At 43.2% G+C, this 20,818-nt stretch carries 17 protein-coding genes; 14 read left to right on the top strand and 3 right to left on the bottom strand.

Annotated features, from left to right (window positions below):
* Positions 1-157 precede the first annotated feature (157 nt).
* From DSM107010_RS27340 to DSM107010_RS27325, 4 genes are all read left to right on the top strand, one after another.
* The gene (locus DSM107010_RS27340) at positions 158-484 is read left to right on the top strand and encodes a DUF6825 family protein (RefSeq protein ID WP_015152111.1); all 327 of its coding nucleotides are present in this window, start codon (positions 158-160) and stop codon (positions 482-484) included.
* Positions 485-572: 88 nt separating this feature from the next.
* Entirely contained in the window at positions 573-2,261 is a 1,689-nt protein-coding gene (locus DSM107010_RS27335; protein ID WP_106217853.1) for an ABC1 kinase family protein, read from the top strand.
* A 589-nt stretch (positions 2,262-2,850) separates the two neighbouring features.
* A complete protein-coding gene (locus tag DSM107010_RS27330; protein ID WP_015152113.1) occupies positions 2,851-3,045 on the top strand; it encodes an NblA/ycf18 family protein in 195 nt (64 codons plus the stop codon).
* A gap of 475 nt (positions 3,046-3,520) precedes the next feature.
* A complete protein-coding gene (locus DSM107010_RS27325; protein ID WP_106170490.1) occupies positions 3,521-4,267 on the top strand; it encodes a creatininase family protein in 747 nt (248 codons plus the stop codon).
* On the opposite strand, the gene DSM107010_RS38780 is transcribed toward DSM107010_RS27325, so the two are convergent.
* Complete coding sequence (locus tag DSM107010_RS38780; RefSeq protein ID WP_158631876.1) at positions 4,244-4,396, bottom strand: hypothetical protein; 153 nt, start codon at positions 4,394-4,396, stop codon at positions 4,244-4,246. The genes DSM107010_RS27325 and DSM107010_RS38780 overlap by 24 nt on opposite strands.
* An 11-nt stretch (positions 4,397-4,407) precedes the next feature.
* A complete protein-coding gene (locus DSM107010_RS27320; RefSeq protein WP_106170492.1) occupies positions 4,408-5,052 on the bottom strand; it encodes a bifunctional 4-hydroxy-2-oxoglutarate aldolase/2-dehydro-3-deoxy-phosphogluconate aldolase in 645 nt (214 codons plus the stop codon).
* A gap of 733 nt (positions 5,053-5,785) precedes the next feature.
* Between DSM107010_RS27320 and DSM107010_RS27310 the strand changes: the two genes are divergently transcribed.
* From DSM107010_RS27310 to DSM107010_RS27295, 4 genes are all read left to right on the top strand, one after another.
* Entirely contained in the window at positions 5,786-6,763 is a 978-nt protein-coding gene (locus DSM107010_RS27310; protein WP_106169998.1) for a DUF2382 domain-containing protein, read from the top strand.
* A gap of 249 nt (positions 6,764-7,012) precedes the next feature.
* Positions 7,013-7,915, top strand: coding sequence for a DUF2382 domain-containing protein (locus tag DSM107010_RS27305; protein ID WP_127024365.1), 903 nt, complete (start codon positions 7,013-7,015; stop codon positions 7,913-7,915).
* A gap of 177 nt (positions 7,916-8,092) precedes the next feature.
* Positions 8,093-9,277, top strand: a complete 1,185-nt coding sequence (gene sat, locus DSM107010_RS27300; RefSeq protein ID WP_015152118.1) for a sulfate adenylyltransferase — start codon at positions 8,093-8,095, stop codon at positions 9,275-9,277.
* A gap of 267 nt (positions 9,278-9,544) precedes the next feature.
* Positions 9,545-11,902 carry a caspase family protein gene (locus tag DSM107010_RS27295; protein ID WP_127024362.1) on the top strand — a complete coding sequence of 786 codons (2,358 nt, stop codon included), beginning with the start codon at positions 9,545-9,547 and terminating at the stop codon, positions 11,900-11,902.
* Between the two features lie 20 nt (positions 11,903-11,922).
* Here the strand turns inward: DSM107010_RS27295 and DSM107010_RS27290 are convergent, their stop codons facing one another.
* Positions 11,923-12,411 (bottom strand): WbuC family cupin fold metalloprotein, encoded by a 489-nt coding sequence (locus DSM107010_RS27290; RefSeq protein ID WP_015152120.1) that lies wholly within the window; start codon positions 12,409-12,411, stop codon positions 11,923-11,925.
* Between the two features lie 167 nt (positions 12,412-12,578).
* On the opposite strand from DSM107010_RS27290, the gene DSM107010_RS27285 reads away from it, so the two are divergent.
* From DSM107010_RS27285 to DSM107010_RS27260, 6 genes are all read left to right on the top strand, one after another.
* Positions 12,579-14,153 carry a CheR family methyltransferase gene (locus DSM107010_RS27285; RefSeq protein ID WP_106168565.1) on the top strand — a complete coding sequence of 525 codons (1,575 nt, stop codon included), beginning with the start codon at positions 12,579-12,581 and terminating at the stop codon, positions 14,151-14,153.
* A 64-nt stretch (positions 14,154-14,217) separates the two neighbouring features.
* Positions 14,218-15,039: a sulfite exporter TauE/SafE family protein gene (locus DSM107010_RS27280; RefSeq protein WP_106168564.1), complete on the top strand. Its 822-nt coding sequence runs from the start codon at positions 14,218-14,220 to the stop codon at positions 15,037-15,039.
* 537 nt (positions 15,040-15,576) lie between these two features.
* Complete coding sequence (locus DSM107010_RS27275; protein ID WP_106168563.1) at positions 15,577-16,734, top strand: response regulator; 1,158 nt, start codon at positions 15,577-15,579, stop codon at positions 16,732-16,734.
* Between the two features lie 115 nt (positions 16,735-16,849).
* Positions 16,850-17,953, top strand: coding sequence for a chemotaxis protein CheW (locus tag DSM107010_RS27270; protein ID WP_106168562.1), 1,104 nt, complete (start codon positions 16,850-16,852; stop codon positions 17,951-17,953).
* A 7-nt stretch (positions 17,954-17,960) separates the two neighbouring features.
* A complete protein-coding gene (locus DSM107010_RS27265; protein ID WP_127024359.1) occupies positions 17,961-20,450 on the top strand; it encodes a hybrid sensor histidine kinase/response regulator in 2,490 nt (829 codons plus the stop codon).
* A gap of 117 nt (positions 20,451-20,567) precedes the next feature.
* Positions 20,568-20,756 carry a hypothetical protein gene (locus DSM107010_RS27260; protein WP_127024356.1) on the top strand — a complete coding sequence of 63 codons (189 nt, stop codon included), beginning with the start codon at positions 20,568-20,570 and terminating at the stop codon, positions 20,754-20,756.
* Positions 20,757-20,818 lie beyond the last annotated feature (62 nt).

Genomic DNA, 20,818 nt, shown 5'->3' with positions numbered 1-20,818 from the left:
ATGATGAGGAAAGACTGGCTGCAATTCGCTGCTGAGACCGTATTACCGATCGCATTTCCCATCTCTAACTCCTTACACCTCACAAAAGGTACAAGCATGAGAGCGAGCCAGCAAGTTATAATCTTTGCGGATGGCAATTGTGTAGAAATTTGTAGCTATGAGTAATCCTCTGGTTCATGCCTTCTTTGTCGGTAGGGCAGCAGCTGAAATTGTCAGCGAAAAGTTAGAAAATGCATTGACCGATGCTCTGAGCGAATTAGGTAAATTTGATGCTGAAGCACGAGAGCAACTGCGGCAATTTACCGAACAGGTGACGGAGCGAGCAGAGCGGGAAATGGAAGTATCGACTGTAGGTAGAAGTACTACGGAGATAGTACCTCAAAGCTCGCAACCCGCCGACTTGCAGGCAACAATCGACGATATGCGGGCTGAAATTGCCTTATTGCGGGCTGAATTACAACGCTATCGCAGTAACTCCCTCTAATAGCATCTCTTACCCCTTACCCCTTACTGCTCGCTCAGTGTCTGTTTTTTCTGCCGACTCCGCCCAAATTACAAGTTACGCCGATCGCATGGAGAAGACTTACACGAATAAGTCCTATCGTTGGAACCGCGAAAATTACTCGCGCCAACGACGGTTCGTAGACATTTGGATGTTTGTCCTGACGCTACTGTTTGGATTGTGGCTAGATGGAAAAGCTTGGAGCTATCCAGGCGGCGTAACTGAAGCTAGAAAGATTGCTAGGCGCAAAAAACAGGCAATCTGGATTCGCAATACTTTATTGGATCTGGGTCCGACCTTTATCAAAGTCGGACAGCTATTCTCTACCCGCGCCGACCTATTTCCTGGCGAATATGTCGAGGAACTTGCAAAGCTCCAGGATCGAGTTCCCGCCTTTGGCTACGAGCAAGTAGAAACAACGGTAGAACGAGAATTAGGCAAAAAGATTCCCGAATTGTTTCATAGTTTTGAGCCTATACCTCTAGCAGCGGCGAGTTTAGGTCAAGTCCATAAAGCTAAATTGCGATCGGGTGAGGAGGTTGTTGTCAAAATACAACGCCCTGGATTAAAAAAACTGTTTGAAATTGACCTAGCGATTCTCAAAGGTATTACGCGCTACTTTCAAAATCATCCCGACTGGGGGCGCGGTCGCGATTGGCTGGGAATATATGAAGAGTGTTGTCGCATTCTTTGGGAAGAAATCGATTATTTAAATGAAGGTCGCAATGCCGATACGTTTCGCCGCAATTTTCGCGAATACGATTGGGTTAAAGTCCCTCGAATTTACTGGCGTTACACTTCCCCACAGGTTTTAACTCTAGAATACGCACCAGGAATCAAGATCAGCCACTATGAAGCGATAGAAGCCGCTGGCTTAGACCGGAAGTTAATAGCTAGACAAGGAGCAGAAGCCTATTTACATCAGTTACTGCACAATGGCTTCTTCCACGCCGACCCGCACCCAGGTAATATCGCTGTCAGTCCCGCAGGATCGCTGATTTTTTATGATTTTGGCATGATGGGGCGAATTAAGGCAAACGTGCGCGAACAGTTAATGGAAACTCTGTTTGGCATTGCACAAAAAGATGGCGGTCGCGTGGTTGCATCTTTAGTAGAACTGGGCGCTTTAGCACCTACAGATGATATGGGTCCAGTCCGGCGATCGGTGCAGTTTATGCTAGACAATTTCATGGATAAGCCGTTTGAAAATCAATCGGTGAGTGCGATTAGCGACGATCTTTATGAAATTGCCTACGGTCAGCCATTTCGCTTTCCGGCTACTTTTACGTTCGTCATGCGGGCTTTTTCTACTCTCGAAGGGGTCGGCAAGGGCTTAGACCCTGAGTTCAACTTTATGGAAGTTGCTAAACCTTTTGCATTCCAGCTTATGACTGATGGTAATGGTTCTGTTGATGGCAATAGCTTCTTGAACGAATTAAGTCGTCAAGCTGCCCAAGTGGGTAGTACCGCTTTCGGCTTACCAAGACGCTTAGAAGACACCCTCGAAAAACTGGAACGAGGAGATTTGCGCGTGCGGGTACGGTCAATTGAAACAGAACGCTTGTTGCGGCGACAGAGTAGCGTCCAAGTCGCCATTACTTACGCTCTAATTGTCAGTTCCTTCACGATTTCGGCAACAATTCTATTGATTAGTCAATTTGCTTGGTTAGCATTGATCCCTGGGGCGATCGCTGCTGGAACTGGATTTTCTCTGATTCGCCTGCTGATGCGCCTCGATCGCTACGACAAAATGTTTTAAATCAGTTATCAGTTGTCAATTATCAGCGAGTAGTGAATGTAGGGTGTGTTACACAACGCACCCTATTTTGTTTCGTTCGCAAGTGAGATGGCGATCGCCTGCCATACAGCAAAGATTGAGATATGCAACCTGCTATACATTTCGCCGACTCGCCGCAGATTCCTAAAACCTCGATCCCCAGCAAACATAAACGATTTGAATACATGACTGTTGTACGGGCAGGGTTAGAAAATTGATCGCCACAACTGGAAATTTTCGACCAAAACCTGCCCCGACAATTCCTGCTTTTGACTTCCCAAGCCGCTGCATTTAGGTCTATCTATAAGTATAACTACTTATTTTTGTTCGGTCTGAGCATTTTTCTGTGACAGAAATTGTTAAAAGTATCGATAAATTTCCTCAAATCTACCGAAATCGAGATTCTGCCTTTTGATTTAATATGTATACCCAATAAGAAGTAGCGCATCTTGTCAAGCAGTTGTTAAATTTGTTAATACATAGAGAAACAACTGCTGTTATACTCAAGCAAAGCTTCCACGAAGCCGAGCTAGAAGCAACTCAGTCACTACGTTTGTTTTCAGGAGTTAATATGAGTCACCCAATTGAACTCTCACTCGAACAGCAATTCAACATCCGCTCGTTTGAAACTCAAGTGGAGAAGATGGATCGAGAACAGGCACAAGACTTCCTCGTGAAGTTATATCGGCAAATGGTCATGCGCGAAGCCACCTACAAGGAATTGCTCAAGCACCATTGGGGCATAGACGGAGGTAATTGGCAATAAACGCCTAAGCCATGTCTACAGCAGTAGGCGACCTCCATCTCTTGCTGAGTTCCAAGCGGGAAAGGAGCTGGGGATGCTGGGGCGTCAACTCAACACAAAAACCAAAAACTGAGAAAATCTCAGACTGTGATTAGAATATTTAATAGTTAGCTACACTACTGATGAAAGAAATTATACAAACAACCAGTAGATGTCAAGAGCAGGGTAGATAAGCGCGTGAAAATCAGAGAGTTCTCGCGATTGAGCAAACAGTGGCAACGGTGATAGCGGACAGAAAGTAAAAGCCACCCAAATCGTAACGAGTCAGTTAAAGAAATTTGATAGATCTGATAAGCGATCGAAAACTGCTAAGTTCCAGGTATACCAGTTTTTGATGTACGAAGGTAATTGAGAATACTTCCACAAGCCAAAATACAAAACATAAAACTTATGGATCGCTCATAATCAAAGAAGAGTATTGCTATCTGAGTAAGTCATGTTATTGCATCTGAGTACCTGGCTGGAAGTAGAAGCATATCTAGAGCATTCCCAAGGCGTAATTATGCCGATTGGTTCTACAGAGCAACATGGACCTACAGGACTGATTGGAACGGATGCGATTTGTGCAGAAGCGATCGCTAAAGGAGTAGGAGAGGCGACGCAAGCACTGGTTGCACCTACAATCAACATTGGGATGGCACTGCACCACACTGCTTTTCCTGGTTCTATGAGCCTGCGACCCAGCACGATGATTCAGGTGGTGAAAGAATACGTGACTTGTCTAGCAAAGGCTAGATTTACTAAATTCTTCTTTATCAACGGTCACGGTGGTAACATTGCCACTCTTAAAGCAGCATTTTCCGAAACCTACGCTCATTTAGCCGATCTCAACCTACCTAATGCTGATAACATCAAGTGCTACCTGGGTAACTGGTTTATGTGCGGTTCTGTCTACCAGCTAGCAAAAGAATTATACGGTGACAAAGAAGGTTCTCACGCTACGCCAAGCGAAGTTGCACTCACCCAGTACGTTTATCCAGAAGCAATCAAACAAGCGCCTCTATCGCCAGAAGTGGGAAGAGGATATAAAATCTACGGTGCAGAAGATTTCCGCCGTCGTTATCCTGATGGCAGAATGGGTTCCGATCCCGCCTTAGCAACCCCCGAACACGGGAAGCAGTTCTATGAGTTGGCGGTGAAGGAGTTGAGTCATAGTTATCTAGAATTTGTGAATGGAGAGTAGACAATACTTGGTAATTGGTAATTGGTAATCGGTAGTTAGTCCGTTAACTATCCCTTGTTTCCTTGTCCTCGACTCCCGCACGGGCGGGTTTAGTTGCAGATTTTCTGGTTGTTCGCAGGAATTTTCCATGAAACCCGCCCCTACGACTCCCGCTCAAACACATCCAACATCAAAGTTTTAGCCAATTGCGCGATCGCCTCCCAATTTTCTGATTCAATAAAATTTTTGGGAAATAACTGACCGGATAAGCCTACCGCGATCGCACCCGCTGCAATAAATTCTTTAGCATTTTCTAACGAGACTCCACCTGTAGGAATTAAAGGAATATTTCCCAACGGTGCTTGTAGGCTCTTAATATAGCTAACGCCTCCTAGTGCTTGCACGGGAAACACTTTAACGCAACTCGCTCCCACCATCCACGCCGTGACAATTTCTGTGGGAGAGAGCGCCCCTGGTACGATCGGTATACCCCGAGCTACAGCAGCTTGAATTAAGACAGAATCGACATGGGGAGTGAAGAGAAATTGCGCTCCAGAGGCGATCGCCTGTTGTAGTTGTTCTAAAGTTAGAATCGTTCCCGTACCAATTGTACAAGCAGGTAACTCGCGACGCAGTTGCGAAATCAACTCGGCAGGGCGATCGCTATTCCAAGTAACTTCGATTAACTGCATTCCTCCTGCTGCTACCGCTTTTGCCATTTGACAACCTAGCTCAATTTTATTGGCACGGATCACAGCGATCGCTCTATTTTGCTGCAATAACTTCAACCATGAATCGTTAAACATTGTCTTACCAAGCAGCTCAGAAAATCGATCGTTACCTATCTAAAATATACGTCCAGCAACAGTTCAGATGTCAGTCGCCAGCTGGATGAACCTAAAATCAGGCGCTTTTAATCTATATCATCTTTTTACTATTCTGAAGTATAAGTATGCCACTGCACACGCTTGTAGACTTCGATTCTAATTATAAAGAAGCTTTTGTCAGAGAAGAATCAGAGAAGTCAAAGTTAAAAAAGTAATAGAACAAGATATTGTAGAAGCAACAGAAACAGTGCGCCATCAAGAACTAGATGTGACAGTTAAAGGTCAGTTAGACGTAAATGTAGTTAATCGGATGCGCGATCGCGATTAATCTGCTCTTACCCTTACTAGTTGTCAACTTATTATCAGGTGGGCGTTGCCCACCCTACTAAATCAAAATATATAAGTAATGCCGAACAATCTATCCATAGAAGTATGGTCTTTAAACAATCTCCTCCAATAGTAAGAGGAAATGTTATGAGTATGGCTTTACTGTGAGTAGCAGAAAAAACCTACAAATCGCCTCCAGTGGCAAATTTGTCGTTCTTTCTTTTCTAGAAAAAACTTAAAGGAAACGAAACAACACTTATCTAATTGCGGACTGCCCGTAGAAATAACTCATTCCCAGGATGAAATTGAATATTTCATTTGGGAGATGATGAGGTGAAAAATTGTTTTCTAGGATAGGAGAAATTGAAGCGGGAGAAAACAAATTATGGCTTTACATAAAATCTCAGATTTCGATCCCGATTATCGCAGCAGCTTTGACGATCGCGATATGAAGGGTTACTCCGTGTATTCAGAAAATGATGAAAAGATTGGCTCAGTTAGTGACATTTTAGTAGATGAAGAAGGGCGCTTTCGCTATTTTATAGTAGATCTAGGTTTTTGGATTTTTGGCAAAAAAGTTTTGTTGCCAATGGGTCGCGCCAGAATTGATTACAATGCAGACCGTATATATGTAACTGGTTTGACTCGCGAACAAGCAGAAAATTTACCAGAGTATAACGAACACGATTCAGTCGATTACGACTACGAAGAGAGAGTCAGAGGAGTTTATCGTACCCCAAATTATGGTACAGCAAGTACGATGGGTACGATGGGTACGATGGGTTCAACCGCAGCTGCTCCAGTCGAGCGTGAGGCTACACTTGATGCAACTGCACCACTTGATGCAACTGCACCCCTAGATCCATCTCGTTCTAATGCAGGCTACACAGCAGCAGCTAGCTACAATCGCGACACGTACAAGTATGACGACCACGATTCAGACTTGTACAATCTTAACGAGCAAAACCACCAGAGTCTCAAACTCTACGAAGAAAGATTGATTGCCAACAAGCGTCGCGTCAAGACTGGGGAAGTTACAATTGGCAAGCATGTAGAGATTGAAACAGAGAGAGTTGCAGTACCCGTAGAAAAAGAGCGAGTCGTCATCGAGCGCGTGACACCGACGGATGCTGGTAGACCTGTAGCACCTGGCGAAGTAGACTTCCGTGAGGGAGAAGTAGCACGGATGGAAGTTTATGAAGAAACGCCTGAAATTCGTAAAGAAGCGTTCGTGCGTGAAGAAGTTAAAGTGAAAAAGGTCGTAGATCATCAAACTGTTAATGCCGAAGAAACCATCCGCCGCGAAGAGTTGGATGTAAACACTGGCAACTTACCAGTTGATGAAAACCGCGATCGCATCTAAGACATACTGGAAGTAGGGATCGCTACTTCTTAAAAGTAAGTACAGACAGAGCGCAAATCATGCACTGTCTGTACTTTTTCACAACGTCTTTTTTGAATTTTATCTTTCTGGCGATCGCATTAAAAAGCTCTTTCCTACCACATTAAGAACATACCTTTCATTTATAACCAGAGTTAATACATTTTTATAGAAATAATTATATTTTCAATACGAATATTTTTTAATAAGTTTTGAAATAGGTGTTCTAAAATGATATATCCAACGTCCGATCGCAGCCATTTCAATTTCTTGGTGGAAAAACTCAGAAAGAAATTAAAGAGTTTCTTCGTCGTAAATTTGCAAGGAGATCGAATTGGCATAGTAAAGGATATCATTGTAGATCGCCAACAGCAGTTACAATTGATCGTGTCTTCTAAGGTTGGTAACTTAGCTTCAAACTTGCAAATCAACAGTAAGCAAATACGAAAAATTGAAGTAGCAGATAAAGTTGTAGCAGTCGATTTTACATTTGTACCTGAAGAAATAGAGCGAGTCACTCAAGAACCCGACCGAGAACTGCATTCAAGTAGCAGTCAAGACATAATGATGACAGGCGATCGCTTAGAAGTTGCTACTAGCGAACCTTTAGTAAGGCAATTGGAAGTTGTACCACCGGAACTATCAGTACCTATGACCAGCGAAATAGACAACCAAGCTAACACCCAATTGAGTTCATCTCAAGACTTATCAACAGAAGAGATTATTAAATTACTAGCAGAAAGAGTAGTAGTAGAGCGAAAAAAACGTAAAGTTGGCGAAGTTATTGTCCGCAAAGAAATAGAAACGCGGATGGTAGAAGTACCAGTACGGTATGAGAAGCTGATTGTAGAACAGGTTAATCCAGAACACAAGCAAATAGCAGAAATTAATTTAGGACAAGAAACTCTTGCCGATCGCAAATTGAATTCCTGGAGTGTTGGTGAAAAAAACCAAAGTGTAGGTGAATTGACAGTAACAGGTAGATTTGATTCGCCTAAAGTTGCCAGTCTATTATTAAACGCGATCGCCCGCGAACGCCAACATGGATGTCAGCAAATTCGAGTTGAAATTGTCGTAGACAGTCCAGAAAAACAAAAGCTCTATCAAGAATGGTGCGATCGCTGTTCTCAGTAAGAAGGGAGCAGGGTGTAGGAAAGAGGGTGTAGGATGAAGAGTGCGGTGGGGAGAATTTAGAAAGAATTTTGACTTTTGACTTTTGACTTTTGACTTCTAGCCGATTGCTTTGTAGCAAGATACATAATCTTGGTACTATAAATGCTTGCAGCCAAGATCTAAACAAAATTTAAAGATATGACGAGCGATCGCATAGATGGTATTGCTCCCCACGGCGGACAATTAATTAACCGCATTGCCAACCACGCACAGCGTCTAGAATTCCTAGACAAGGCTGATTTTCTGCCTAGAGTCCAGTTAGACGAACGGGCAGTTTCCGATTTGCAAATGATTGCAATTGGTGCATTCAGTCCCTTGACTGGATTTATGGCACAAGCAGACTATCAGTCAGTCGTTGACAATATGCGCCTGAGTAACGGTCTACCTTGGTCAATTCCCATTACTCTCTCTGTCAGTGAAGAAGTTGCAGCACCACTGAAAGAAGGTAGTTTAGTCCGGCTAGACGATAAAAGCGATCGCTTTATTGGAGTTTTAGAACTATCACAAAAGTATCGTTATGACAAAATCCGTGAAGCAGTCAGCGTTTACCGCACCGATGACGAAGCACATCCTGGCGTAGCCGTTGTTTACAACCAAGGTGAAGTTAACCTAGCGGGTTCCATTTGGTTGTTACACCGCGATCCACACCCTTTATTTCCCGACTATCAAATCGATCCAGCCAAATCCCGCGAACTTTTTAGAGAAAAAGGTTGGCGCACAGTCGTTGGTTTTCAAACACGTAACCCCATCCATAGAGCGCACGAATATATTATCAAGTGCGCCCTCGAAATTGTTGATGGTTTATTCCTACACCCATTAGTAGGGGTAACAAAAAGTGATGATATCTCTGCCGAAGTGCGGATGCAGTGCTACAAACTCATGTTGGAATTTTACTTCCCTGAAAGCAGAGTTATTCTGGCAATCAATCCTGCTTCCATGCGCTATGCGGGTCCAAGGGAAGCAATCTTCCACGCTCTCATCCGCAAAAACTACGGCTGTACCCACTTTATAGTCGGACGCGATCATGCTGGAGTAGGAGACTACTACGGTACGTATGACGCTCAACATATTTTTGACGAGTTTGAGCCAAAAGAATTAGGAATTATGCCATTAAAATTTGAACACGCCTTCTACTGCAAGCGGACTCTGCAAATGGCAACTACCAAAACTAGCCCTTCTCGACCCGAAGAACGAATTCACCTATCGGGAACAAAAGTCAGGGAAATGTTGCGGCGCGGTGAACTGCCACCACCAGAATTCTCCCGACCAGAAGTTGCAGCAGAACTAGCTAAAGCCATGAATATTACCCAATATGAGATTTAATTGGTCATTTGTGAGTGGTTGGTGGCTAGTGGCTGGTGACTAGTTGGATTGACACATGACGTTAGCCGAAATCGCTCCTCTGCCTAAAAGCATTTAACAAGCAGAATTTTGAACTAACCTTGTGTGTCATTACAGCTAGTAGCTAGTAGTAGAATTCTTCATCTAGTCACCAGTCACCAGTCACTCTCTTGCTGATAACTGATAACTGACTCCCTAGTTTATTGATAGGCTGGTAGCTGGTGAGACCAGTAGTAGCTGATAGCTAAAATGAAGCGGCGAGATTTTCTGAGACGATTAGCTCAAGCGATCGCAACATTGGGTGTGGTTGATGCTGGGTGGCTGCGAATAGGCGATCGCTATGCCCATGCACTCGCCCAGCCAACGGGACGGAAATTAGCTCTCTTAGTAGGGATTAACCAATATCCCGCTACTTTGTCTTTGGGTGGTTGCCTAACAGATGTGGCACTACAAAGAGAACTGCTCGTTCACCGATTTGGGTTCAATCCAGCTGATATTCTTACCCTTACCGATCGACAAGCCACTCGAAAACAAGTTGAAGCTGCTTTCTTAGAACATCTCACGCAGCAAGCCAAAACTGGGGATACCGTTGTTTTTCACTTTAGCGGCTACGGGCGGCGGGTTTTGAATTCAAAATTCGGAATTCGGAATTCGGAATTCGAGACAACCAACAATCAATTTCCTGTCAATAGTTTAGTTTGCGCTGATGGTGAAGATCTTCTAGATGAGACTTTATGGCTGCTGTTGCGATCGCTGCCAACTAGACAAATTGCAACTTTTCTCGATACGAGTTTTGGCACTCCTGTTAAAATTCTTCCAGCTAACTTGCGCGTGCGCTCTTTTCCGCAAACGCTTCCAGGACAAGTAAGCGCAGCCGAACTTGCTTTTCAACAACAGCTTCAGCAAGACTTCCTTTGTCAAGGCGTTTTAGATCGGATTATTTGCGGCAGTGTAGATGCTTCAATTAAACCTACACCGACTGCCAATATTCCTGGTGTTGCGATCGCCGCAGCTAGTCCTACCCAAAGTGCGATTGAGACAGCTTGGAATGGTTTTAGCGCTGGACTGTTTACCTATGCCTTAACTCAACACCTCTGGGAAGCAACTCCAGCGACAACAGTACAAGTCAGTCTCAGCCGTGTTAGTGGCACAGTAGAGCAATTAGTAGGTAACGAGCAGCAGCCACAAGTCAACAGTCAAAAAAATCCTCAGTCCACTCTCACTGACTACCTCAGTCAGGAACCTAGCATAAGTGCTGATGGTGTTGTCATGGCTGTAGAAGAAGACAAAAAGAGCGCTCAGTTATGGCTGGCTGGACTACCACCTACAGTCCTTGCCTACTACGAGGCTGGCTCTAAATTAAATTTGGTTTCTTTGGACAAGGGGGACAAGAGAGAGGGGGGAGACAAGGAAAACGCCTCACTCCCCACTCCTCGCTCCTCACCCCTTCAATTACAAGTGCGATCGCGAAATGGGTTAACTGCAAAAGCTCAAGTCGTGCGTGCTTCTAGCAATGATTCTCCGCAAGTCGGACAGTTAGTACAAGAAGCCGTCAGAGTTTTACCCCGTAATATTCGCTTGATTATTGCTCTCGATCCGAGCCTAGAACGGATCGAACGGGTAGATGCTACCAGTGCATTTGCTGCTATGCCTTTCGTGTCCCTTGCTACGACGAGCGAACAATTAGCAGATTATGTATTTGGTTTAGTTCCTCCGCCAAAATCGGCAGAAACACCAATTGTCGCAAATGCGGGTTCGCCTGCATCTCGCTACGGTTTATTTACACTCGATCGCCAACCGATCCCCAATACAACTGGAGAATTTGGCGAAGCGGTAAAAGTTGCCGTGCAACGGTTGTCACCTAAGCTACAAACTCTATTAGCAGCTAAAATTTGGCGGCTGACAACCAACGACGGTTCTTCTCACCTCAACGTCAAAGCAACTTTGGAAATGCTCGATCCCGAAAACAGAGTGTTAATGCAACGGGAAACCCTGCGATCGCCACAAGAAGAAACACCGACTCCGATCGGAAAACTCAAAAAACAACTTCCGACTTCCCCCGATACTATTCCTGCTATACCAATCGGTAGCCACATTCAATATCGAGTCCAGAATAACGGCGATCGCCCGGTGCATTTACTCTTACTGGGCTTAGATAGCAGCAAAAGCGCGGTCGCCCTTTACTCTTCTCAATTACCTACCGATAATAACGAGTCTAATTCTAAGCCAATTCTTAAGGATATAGAGATTGCGCCAGGAGAGACGGCGACCGTACCGCAATCCACAGCTAATTTTACCTGGACGATTCACAAACCATCTGGGTTGGCAGAGCATCAACTGATTTTTAGTAGTGCCAGCTTTACGCAAACCTTAGCAGTCTTGGCAAATACCGATCGGGATCTCGACGAGCCAGAATACATTGGAGTTTTATCCAATCCCCTAGAAGTGATTCAAGCTGTCATGAAAGATTTACAGGATGCCAGTGCGATCGCCCCTCCACGCATTACTGCTAGCGCCAGCAATGACGCTGTTAGCCCTTCTTCAGATACTTACGCTCTTGATGTCAACGACTGGGCAAGTCTGAGCTTTGTTTACCAAGTCGTATGAGTAGAAACGCGATCGCTTTTCTACACAAAATATGTCTCCCAGGTGGCTACTAACTGCTGAGCTGCATCCGTACCTTCAGCCGGAAACTCCTCTAAAAATTCTTTATCCGTACTGGAGTTGTAGGGTCCTTCTTTCAGTTCCAAAATTATCGTATCTGGAGCTAGAGCAACTGCTGTATGGTAAGTTGCTTCAGGAAGTTCGAGTCCCCACACTGCACCACCAGCACTAACAAGTTCTGTCGTGACGATCTCACCTCGATCGTTCATAACTAACATTCCTAGCGCACCTTGGCAAACTAGAAAGAACTCAAACCCGTTTATCCCACCATCGCGACAGTGACGGTGCGGACGAACATAAGTACCAGGTTGGAGAATATTTACGAAGCGCTGTACTTTTTCCGATCCATCATGAAAGCTATAAGTCTGGCGCAAGCGCGGACTTTGACGCGCTTGAGTAGCAATTCGCTCGATTAACTCCCGATCCAAGCGCTTGATAGGTAAAGTCTGCATTTCAATCTCCTGCGATCGCCCTTACTGCACGTTCTCTAGAAATTTACCTAGATGCATTACCCATAGTCAAATGCTCGTGTGAGATTAGCTTCTACAGATGGGAATACTGGAGGTAAGCAATTAGCAGCGATCGGCTATTCTATCCCTTACCCCTCAGCTCCCTAGAAATGAATGAGACAACAGTACAAAACTTTATCCAACTGATTTCTGCACGTATGGGTTTGCAAGTTCGCCCGCAAGATCGCCAGGAGCTTTGTAAAAAACTAGAGACACGGATGAAGGTTTTGAAACTGGATGCTCCAGAAAAGTACTATCAACTATTACTAAGATCGACTGAACAATCGAAGTTGGAAGCGATCGACTCCAGTAGCGAAAGAGAATGGCAAGAGCTACTCGGTTTATTAACAGTTGGCGAAACTTATTTTTTTCGCGACCAAGGACATTTTAAGCTACTCAAGCATCAAATTTTACCTGAGTTGATCGAGAGTAAAAGAAAGGCTTGTCTTCATTCTTTAACACAAAAGCCAAGTCTGAGAATTTGGAGTGCGGGATGCTCCAGCGGTCAAGAACCTTATTCTATTGCAATTTTAGTCAAAGAACTCATTCCCGATCTCAGCGACTGGGAAGTTTTTATATTTGGAACCGATATTAATTTAGAAGCAATTGAAAAAGCCCAACGAGGCATTTACGAACCTTGGTCTTTTCGTCAAGTAGATCCTCAGATTCAGAAGCACTATTTTCAGCAGCGCAAGCTTGGTTGGGAACTCGATCCAAAAATTCGCCGTATGGTGAAATTTCGGTGTAGTAATTTGTTACAAGACTCCTTTCCTAGTTCAACTCTCAATATCCACGATATGGATATTATTATTTGTCGTAATGTCTTTATTTATTTTAGTTTTGATGCGATCGCTACCGTCATCGAGAAGTTTTATCATACTCTCAGACCTTATGGATATTTAATTGTCGGTCATACAGAGCTTTCAGGGCAAAACCTCAATGAATTTCAATTGAAGGCTTTTACAGAATCTATAGTCTATCAACGACAAAACACATCAACCGAAGCGAAAAACACACCCGATTCTGCCTCCATTCAAAGCTTAAATCAACAAGCAGAAATCACCGAAACTCTTCGTAAACCTATATATTATCAGCCAATAGAATTCAAACTCAGTTATCCTAAAAATGACGTTCTAAAACCGAAGTCAATACCACCGCGATCGCCTGTTGCCTTACCTGCGATCGTCTCTCAATTTACTTCCGATCTTGCCACAGCAGAAACCCTATTTCAAGCAGGAGAATATAGCAGAGCTATCCAAGCAGCTCAAACACTGATTCACCAACATCCTCAATCTTTTGATGCTTATTATTTAATTGCTCAATCCTGGGCAAATCTCGGTAATTACGAACGCGCAACTCACTACTGTCAGCAAGCCACACAGCTCGATAATTTATCTGAAAAACCTTATTTTCTATTAGCTCGAATCGCTGAAGAGCAAGAAGATTTAGAACAAGCAAAAATATTTTTGAAAAAGATTATTTATCTTACTCCTGAATCTATAGCAGCCTATCTAGAATTAGGTTCGCTTTATGAAAAAGTAGGCGATCGCCAGCGAGCCAACAAAATGCTAGCTACAGCCTTAGAACTTCTGAAAAAACTATCTCCCACAAGTGCGATCGAACCTTACGAGCGAGTTTTAGCAAGTGAACTAATTACTAAAATTAAACAGACTTTAGCAATATAATACAACCTACAACGCAAAGGCGAGCATAAAGGCGATCGCTTTTAGAACGTAGGAGCAACAGATAATGAGGGAAAACTGGCTAATCTTAGCTACTGGTGGCTTATTTTCTGGTATTCTTGCCGGATTATTAGGTATCGGTGGTGGTACTGTTCTCGTTCCCTTACTAGTTACTCTAGGTTACGCACCCATACAAGCAGTTGCTACGAGCAGCTTAGCAATTTTAGTCACTTCTATTTCTGGTAGCATCCAAAACTGGCGCATGGGTTACTTTAACTGGAAGCGGGTGAGCTTGCTAGGATTTCCTGCGGTTGTAACTTCACAAATTGGCGTGTATGTGGCTAGTCGCATTCAACCATACATCCTGCTACTGGCTTTTGGTATTTTATTACTCATCAATATTTATTTAGTTAACTTGCGCCAGCACCTCACGACTAAACAGACTTCGACAGAGACGCAATTTAATCCTTTACTCGCTCGACTTTTCACCGGAGGAGCAGCAGGTATTCTTGCTGGATTATTTGGTGTAGGTGGAGGAGTGATTATGGTTCCGCTTCAGATGTTACTTTTAAAAGAAGAAATAAAAGTTGCAATTCAGACGAGTTTGGGTGTAATTGTAATTACAGCTATCTCTGCAACTGTCGGTCATACCGGAACAGGTAACGTATTATTTATACCAGGTTTATTATTAGGTTGTGGTGGTTTGTTAGGGGCGCAAATTAGTACTCGTGTTTTACCCAAACTACCAGATCGGACAGTTAGTTTTGTTTTTCGTCTATTCTTGGGCATATTATCAATCTACGTTTTTTGGCAGGCTTGGCAATCTTATTCTGCTATAGCAATGCTAAATCTATTCACGAACAATATAGCAATCCAAATTGATTTATGAATGTTTCCCGTGTAGAGACGTTACATGTAACGTCTCTACACGGACAATCAATTTCACGATTCATCTAGGAGCGCTACAGATGATTTAATAGGGCGAGCAACGCCCACCATTACCAGCTTTGTAGCCTACGCACTACTACGCACTATGCACTATAGTTAGGTGTCAGTTAGGTATTAGTTATCTCGATTTACTAGACAAAATAAGAGATATTTGAAGTTATTTTTGACTTTAGTAGCAAAATGCACTTATAAGAAGTTACAAAAGTTACATGTCTGCCTAAGCTACTGATTTTGACAGTATTTTTGAGTCACATATTTTTTAAGTCTTGATGAAAAGTTTGGTTATTAAAACACTGTAATAACACTGAAAAACCTTATCTTATCTTTATAATTCGGTATTGCTACCGATACAATTACTTTTTGCTGTTTGCCATACTAAAAACGCAGCAATATAGCAAAAAGCGCCTCATATTTAGATGACAATTCGAGCGAGCTGTGCTGTTTCTCTTACTACACAACTTTCACGGCTAAGCAAACTATGTCGCCTAATCAGTATCAAGCACAGGAATTATCTAATCTATTAGAGAATATCCAAGCTAAACAAGCAAGCGGTGTTTTGTATATAGATGCACAAGTCGATTCAGAAAAGCCGGCAAAATCTCGCGTGCTGATTTGGAAAGATGGACGCACCCTCTACGGCGGTAAAACAGTTCCAGATGCTCAAGGCTTAGTCAAATTGTTAGAACAAAAACTGAGTCGAGAATGGGTAGCTTCTGCTGTAGCCTTTGCAATGCGCCAAGTTCCAGAGCAAGCATCACTTCGCGATGTACTAGAGCGTTTGGTGCAAATGCAGTTATATAACTGGGAACAAATTGAGTCTGTTATTTACAGTCAATTAATATTAACTGTAGAACAACTTTTACCTTATCCGGGTAAGTTTCAATTTGATAGCCAAAAGCAGCTCAATTTTTGTCGTGGTGTTGAATTATCAAAGCTAATGCTAGATATTACTCAACGTCAGGAACAATGGAACAACTTCAAACCTACTGTTATGTCAATGGATGCAGTACCAAATTTAAAATCCGATACTTTAGCTAATATTACAGAGCCAAATATACGCAAACATTTACAAGAATGGGTTAACGGACAGCGATCGCTAGTGGATATCGCTGAAGGTTTGAATAAAGATCCGTTAAGTATAACAAAATCCTATGCGAATTGGATACAAGCAGGCTGGTTAGACATAACTAATAACAACACTACGACAACTCAAATCTCTTTATCTACAGTTTTAGCTGTAGATGACAGTGCTGTCATGCAACAACTGATTAAACGAGCGCTGACGGGTTATTGCCAAGTTATATTAGCTAGTAATGCTGTAGATGCTCTAAACGTCATTTATCACGAAAAAATTTCCCTATTACTACTCGATGTTTCTATGCCAGAGATAGATGGCTTAGAGCTTTGTCGGACTGTGCGTAGTATTCCTCAGTTTCGCGACTTGCCAATTATTATGGTAACAGCAAGAGACGGTTTTTTTGATAAAGTTAAGGGTAAATTTGCTGGTTCTAACGACTATTTAACGAAGCCGTTTGATGCAGAACAGTTACGTCAGATAGTAGGTAGATATATCGGATTAGGAATTAGTTTTAATAATAAAGATGCAGTTACCTTCGATTTATCTAATCAAGGTTAATTGTTTCATTTTTCCCAGCCTCTATCAAGCAATATTTTTTTCACATTCAAAAACCAAGCTTATTAATGTCAATATTCATCAATAAATAAGCTAATTATTCAAGTGACAACAGCAAATGGAAACTAAACCTTATCTGATTTTCAGCTTGCATAACTTGCGATATGGAATTGATGCAACTCTCGTACAAGAAATTTTTCTGCTGCCAGAGTTGAATCCTATCATTGAAGCACCGACAGATATTGTAGGCATTCTCAATTTACGTTCTCAACTCATACCCATAATGCATCTCGGTCTGCGTTTAGGATACAAAATGCAGAATTGTCACCTTAGCGATAGCGTTATCGTTCTACAGTGGCAAGATTTACAGATTGGTATTATTGTTAATTCCGTTTATGAAGTCAAAAATATTAGTCCTGAAGTTATAGAAACAAATATTTCATACGGGCGAGTCAAAGAGTCTACAGCTCGATTTATTCATAGTATTGCCAAGCTAGATGCAGATATCATCATGTTGCTAGATCCAGAGCAACTCATCTGCTCTGCTTCAGTTGAAGATATTTTACCAGTATTAAACAGAGATTCAGATGAGATAGAAGCTTTTGGCGATCGCCCTCAATTAAAAGAGAAAGAAATACATTTAAGCGATCGGGAAAGTATTCATAAATATAGTTTTTACGATTTATATTATCCACAAGTTACCCCACAAGAAACAGCAATTTTTCGCGAACGGGCTGAGAACTTGAGACGGCAAGCCGAGAGTTCTGATTTTACAGGACTCATACCATTAGCAGTTTTCGGTCTTAACGATGAATATTTTGGACTAGATTTAGATGTCGTGCGGGAATTCACCAACATTTGTCATGTGACTCAGATTCCATGCTGCCCAAATCATATTGTTGGCAACGTGAATTTACGTGGAGAAATTGTCACTTTAGTAGATATTCGTCAGGCTTTAAACTTAGCGCTCGATCGCGATCGAACTACCTCAAAAGCCATTGTCATTAGTTTTAACGAGACGATCGCTGGAATACCTGTAGATGAAGTTTTTGATGTCATGTATCTACGTCCGTCAGATCTGACACCAGTACCAGTAGCAGTACATTCCGCTAACGATGAATATCTTAGAGGTAATGCCCCTTATTTAGAAAAAATGCTCACCGTACTTGACTTACCTCAGCTTTTGTCCAAAAACAGCTTAGTTGTAGACGAAGAAATTTGACAATTTTATGATAGACGATCCCGAACTCAGAGATATATATAAAACAGCTTGTGCCGAACGGATGCAGAAATTGGAAGAGTGCTTAATGCACTTAGAAAAACATCCAGGCGATCGCGAACAACTCGAAGACTTTTTGCGCGAGATTCACACCCTCAAAGGAGACTCTCGAATGCTGGGAGTACAGGGTGTTGAAACCCTGACACATCAAATTGAAGAAGTACTAGTTGGAGTCAAGCGGGGTGAGAGCAACTTAACCGCAGAATTGTGCGATCGCCTTTATCAGGGACTCGATGCCATGCGTCAGTTCGTCTATGAGGCGGTTACGGGTGTTGCCCCAAGCGTCAATCTTTTTTACGTCCTCGCCCGATTAATGGGGGCGCAGTCCAGTCCTGCAAGTGAAGATGAAGAACTATTACCTGCTGATACTCCAATATTTACCGAACCCGTAGCCACCGCAGACATCCCGCTATTTGAGAGCGATCTATTTCCCGAACCGCCCGTTACTGCTTTAGAAGACGGTCTATTCTCCGAACCGTCCCTTGCAGAACCATCTGAAGCGATCGCTGCATCATTTGACCTACTCGACGACGATTTCTTCTTACCCGAACCTCCTGTATTACCGAAGATTCTTCCTACACCTGCATCACTGCCAGTTAAACAGCCTGAACCCTTACCCATCCCCGAAGCTAAAGCCAAGCCGCAGCCAGTTCCAACAGCCGAAGCAAGCGAGACAGCCCAAACCAGTAATCATCAAATTGATACGATTCGAGTCGAACCGCAAAAGCTCGATACATTGATGACTCAAGCGGGTGAGTTAACAGTGACTAAACTACGAATTGCTCAACGCATGGGTGAAATTGAAGAAATTCTCACCCTCTGGGAAGAGTGGAGCCGGGATGCTTTTGTCCATCGCTCGGTGTTTGACAAGATAGAGCGTGGCTTACAAGCCAACAACGTCAAGCAATTGCAGAACTTTCAACATCGGTCGGAGCAACGGTTAGAACGCCTCGGCTCTCTGATTAACCATCTGAAAAGCACAGCTTACGAAGACACCGCTCGGTTAGATATTGTCACTGGAGAATTAGAATCAGGTATCAAGACTTTACGCCTTTTACCTCTATCGAATATGTTTGCGCTTTTTCCCCGTCTCGTCAGAGATTTAGCCAAGCAGCAAGGCAAGGAAATTAATCTAGTCATTGAAGGCGGAGATACCAAGGCAGACAAACGAATTCTAGAGGAAATGAAAGACCCATTGCTGCACCTATTACGCAATGCAGTCGATCACGGTATTGAGACACCTCAAGAACGGGAAAACTCGGGTAAACCACGCACGGCAACTATTCACTTGCGAGGGTATCAAACTGCTAGCAGTATTGGGATTGAAGTTACAGACGATGGGCGCGGTTTGAATATCGATAGCATTAAACGCACTGCTGTGCGACGGGGACTCCACCGCGAAGAAGAATTGGAAGCCATGACGACAGCTCAAATTCAATCGCTGATTTTTGCCCCTGGTTTCTCGACTCGAACGACAGTGACAGAAATTTCTGGTCGCGGGGTTGGTTTAGATGTGGTGCGGGCAAATGTCGAAAGAATGAAGGGGACGATCCAAATCGAATCTTTGCCTGGGATGGGCTGTGAGTTTCGGATCAAATTAGATACGACGTTAGCCACCACTCAAGTTTTGATTGTGGAAGTTAATCGCATGTCCTACGCACTGCCAGTGGAGTTCGTACAGACAAACTTACTCGTGTCTCGGCAAGAGATCTTTGCTTTGGAAGGCAGTCAAACGATCGCCATTGAAGGTCAACCGATCTCTGTGGCTTGGCTGGACGATCTACTGGAATTGCCCGCGATCGCCCCTAGTCTCAAATCTGCTGCCAAAATGCTACCTTGTGTCGTGCTGCAAGTCGGCGGCGATCGCCTCGGGTTGTTAGTAGACGCTTTACTCGATCGGCAAGATATCGTTTTAAAGCCGCAAAGTAAGTTACTCAAGCGTGTTCGGAACGTAACTGGTGCTACTATCCTCGGCACGGGTGAAGTTTGCATGGTTCTCAATCCTCAAGATTTACTCAAGTCCGTACAGAAGAAGCCTGTCGCCATACATACCAGCGAATTCCAGCAGGTACACATCAAGCAAAAGCTGCTGTTAGTAGAAGACTCAATTATTATCCGCACTCAGGTCAAGCGCTTGCTAGAGGGTGCTGGTTATGACGTGACTGCTGCTGTGGATGGGGCGGATGGATTCAACAAGTTGAGGACAGGTAGTTTTGATGCTGTGATCTCAGACGTGCAAATGCCGAATTTAGATGGTTTGGGGCTAGCGGTAAAAATTCGCCAACACAAAGAATATCAAGAGTTACCAATTATTCTCGTCACAACTCTTGCCTCTGATGAAGATAAACGTCGAGGTGCTGAAGCAGGAGCAAATGCTTATTTAACTAAAGGTACGTTCGATCAAAAATTACTGCTTGATACATTGAATAGATTGATTTGAAAGTCAAAATTTAAATGATACTCAACAACTAGAAATGGCAACAAAAAACTTATTGGCAATGGTGTAAAACAATATTTTCTCGATTCAAAATTTCGTCAAACATAAGGAATAGCTCTCATGAAGTTCTCATTAACAACTAAAGCAATTGCTTTTTCTATCGCCCTTGGTACACTGCCAGCTATGGCAATCGGGGTGAGTAATTATATTTCTGCTAGTAACAACTATCGCCAAAATGCAATTCAATCACAAGAATCTCTCACCTTTTCTTTGGCAGATAAGGTTGGACGTTTTAGAACCTATTTATAAAGTAAACCTTTAAGCAGATAGGCGACGTAGCATAATTCGAGTCATAACAGCATAAATAGCTG

The sequence above is a fragment of the Chroococcidiopsis cubana SAG 39.79 genome (assembly GCF_003991895.1).
GTDB lineage: Bacteria > Cyanobacteriota > Cyanobacteriia > Cyanobacteriales > Chroococcidiopsidaceae > Chroococcidiopsis > Chroococcidiopsis thermalis.
This window is presented reverse-complemented; position numbering and strand designations above follow the sequence as displayed.